Source organism: Micromonospora sp. NPDC049580 (assembly GCF_040675595.1).
Classification (GTDB): Bacteria; Actinomycetota; Actinomycetes; order Mycobacteriales; family Micromonosporaceae; genus Micromonospora.
The window spans coordinates 1-2,846 of the sequence record NZ_JBFAPG010000641.1 but is presented as its reverse complement, the minus strand read 5'-3'; the positions used below and the strand labels follow the sequence as shown (position 1 = coordinate 2,846).

The following is a 2,846-nucleotide window of genomic DNA, read 5'->3' as shown; positions in this document are numbered from 1 at the left end:
CCGGACCCGGACATTCATCGCGCAGCTCAGGGTGTTGGAGTCGACCGGGATCAGCTGGTTCCGCAGCTGACCGTCGGCCAGTTCCAGTTGCCGTTGGCCATGATCGTTATGCCGAAGTTGTTGCCGTTGCCGTTCGGCCTGGCGGTGACGGTTCCGCTGGTGCCGCTGACGGAGGCGTTCCAGCTGTTCTGAATGCTCTGGCCGCCGCCGAGTCCGAGTCTGACGACCCAGTTGCTGGTGCCGCTGACCGCGACGTTCAGATTGAAGCGGTCGCCCCACTGCTGACCGGCGGAGAGCGTCGCGTTGCAGGTGCCGGTCCCCGGGTTACCGGTGGTGGGCCCGGAGGTGGGCCCGGAGGTCGGGTTGCCGCCGCCGCCCTCCTGGACGGTGACGTCGGAGCTGCCGCTGCTCTGGTAGCCCTCGGTGGCCATGATCTGGTAGCTGTGGTTGGTGCCGAGGTTCAGGCCGGCGCGGGCCCAGGCGTCGAAGTGGTTGGCGGTGGTGATGGTGCCACTCGAGCGCTTGTTCTGACGGACGCTCCAGTACTGGTAGAACGTCTGGTTGCCGTCGATCGACGGGGCGTTGACCCGCTGGCTGCGCAGGATGTCGTAGGTGCCGCCGTCAGTGGTCACCGTGCCCAGCCGCTGGGCGCCGCTGCTCGGGTTGTAGCTGCCGAAGTTCTCCACCACGTAGTACTCGATGAGCGGGTTGCGCGTCCATCCGTACAGGGCGAGGTAGGTGTTGTTGTTCCCCGGGTTGTAGTTGGCCGAGTAGCTGACCGTCCGCCGCGAGCCGGTGGCCCAGCCCTTGCCGCCGACCCAGTTGTTGGTGCTGCGGTCCCAACTGCTGGAATACCGGCCGTCGGCGCGCAGCGTCATGCTGGCGTTGCCGCCGTCCTTCCAGAAGGAGAAGTAGTAGCCGTTGTGCGTGCCGGTCAGGCTCGAGGTGAGCGTCCGGTCGGCCTCGGCGTACGCGTTGGTCGCCGTCACCGTGCCGGCGATGGCCAGGACGGCGGCGCAGGCGGCGCCCAGGAGCAACCGGATTCGGCCGCGCCTCCCTGGCCTGGTGGGGGTGTGGCTGGTGTCGGTCATGTGGGTGGTTCCTCCTCGTAACGGCCACGGCGTCGTGCCGCGTGGTGGTGGTTGGCCGGTCGTCCTGCACGACGACCGGAGGAGTGGGCCGTGGTGGCTGGTGCTGACGGTGATTGAGCGTCGTCGATGGGGACCGTATTAACCCGGTCGTCGACTTGTCAACAATTTCCGGAAACGCCGTGGCAACATCGCTCTCGGCTCCCCCTGCGGGAGGGACGCGTGTCGAGCCAGGTCAGTAGTCAATCAGAGTTCGGTATCGTCATACGACTGCGGGCGCCGACGGACCTCACTTCGGCCGGAAGCCGCCGAAATTTCCGAAGACTTTCCGGACCTTGACCACCGGGTGCGGGAAGTGGGTCCGGGAGGGGGCACCGCCACTCCGGCGTGCCGGATGGGTTAAAACTTGATCCGTTCCAAAATAGTGAGCTAGTGTTCCTCGGGTGATGCCCGACTTCGAGGCGCAACTGCGAGCCGCCTCGCTGCGCGTGACCCGGCCCCGGCTGGCGGTGCTCGCGGCCCTGCGCGACCACCCCCACGTCGGCACCGACGCGGTGATCGCGTTGGTGCGGGCGGAGCATCCCACCGTGTCCCACCAGGCCGTGTACGACGTGCTGCGGGTGCTCACCGACGCCGGTCTGGTACGCCGGATCCAGCCTGCCGGCGCCACCGCCCGCTACGAGTCCCGGGTGGCGGACAATCACCACCATGTCGTGTGCCGCTCCTGCGGCGCCATCGCCGACGTCGAGTGCGCCGTCGGCCACGCCCCCTGTCTGACCGCCTCGAACGACCACGGGTTCGTGGTCGACGAGGCGGAGGTCGTCTACTGGGGCACCTGCCCCGGTTGCGCGGCCGCTCGCACCTCCCAGTGATTCGCCAGTTCGGAAGGAAGTACATGAGCGACACCCAGGACAACGGACCCATCAGCGCGCAGGGCGTGGACGAGAAGGCCGCGGCCGGCTGCCCGGTCGCGCACGACTCGGTGACCGCGCACGGCAGCGAGAGCGAGAACCCGGCGATCGACTCGCCGACCCCGAAGACCGGTGGTCGTCCGCGCACCAACCGGGACTGGTGGCCCAACCAGCTCGACCTCTCGGTGTTGCACGCCCACTCGTCGAAGGGCAACCCGCTGGGTGCGGACTTCAGCTACGCCAAGGAGTTCGCCAAGCTCGACGTCGAGGCCCTCAAGCGTGACATCGTCGAGGTCCTCACCACCTCGCAGGACTGGTGGCCGGCCGACTTCGGCCACTACGGCGGCCTGATGATCCGGATGAGCTGGCACGCCTCCGGCACGTACCGGATCGAGGACGGTCGGGGCGGCGCCGGCGACGGCGGGCAGCGGTTCGCGCCGCTCAACAGCTGGCCGGACAACGCCAACCTGGACAAGGCCCGTCGGCTGCTCTGGCCGGTCAAGCAGAAGTACGGCCAGAAGATCTCCTGGGCCGACCTGCTGGTGCTCGCCGGCAACGTGGCCCTGGAGTCGATGGGCTTCAAGACCTTCGGCTTCGGCTTCGGTCGCGAGGACGTGTGGGAGCCCGAGGAGATCTTCTGGGGCCCCGAGGACACCTGGCTCGGCGACGAGCGGTACGCCTCCGAGAAGGAGATGGCGGCCGGCGTCGGTTCGACGGAGATGGGTCTCATCTACGTCAACCCGGAGGGCCCCCGCGGCAACGCGGACCCGGCGGCGGCGGCGCACTTCATCCGCGAGACCTTCCGCCGGATGGCGATGAACGACGAGGAGACCGTCGCCCTCATCGC

General features: G+C 68.3%; 3 protein-coding genes. 2 read left to right on the top strand and 1 reads right to left on the bottom strand.

Translation table 11 applies throughout. The features are described from left to right. Positions 1-50: 50 nt before the first annotated feature. Complete coding sequence (locus AB0J68_RS30360) at positions 51-1,091, bottom strand: glycoside hydrolase family 11 protein (RefSeq protein WP_354855465.1); 1,041 nt, start codon at positions 1,089-1,091, stop codon at positions 51-53. A gap of 440 nt (positions 1,092-1,531) precedes the next feature. Here AB0J68_RS30360 and AB0J68_RS30355 point away from each other — a divergent pair, with 440 nt between their 5' ends. Further along, the gene (locus AB0J68_RS30355) at positions 1,532-1,960 is read left to right on the top strand and encodes a Fur family transcriptional regulator (protein WP_354855464.1); all 429 of its coding nucleotides are present in this window, start codon (positions 1,532-1,534) and stop codon (positions 1,958-1,960) included. 23 nt (positions 1,961-1,983) lie between these two features. Next, positions 1,984-2,846 (top strand): peroxidase family protein (locus AB0J68_RS30350; protein ID WP_363942103.1); only part of this gene is annotated, 863 nt, incomplete at its 3' end.

What these genes read in the sequence shown, in the direction of transcription:
- AB0J68_RS30360 (WP_354855465.1), bottom strand. Translation starts at nt 1,091, where the DNA reads ATGACCGACACCAGCCACACCCCCACCAGGCCAGGGAGGCGCGGCCGA.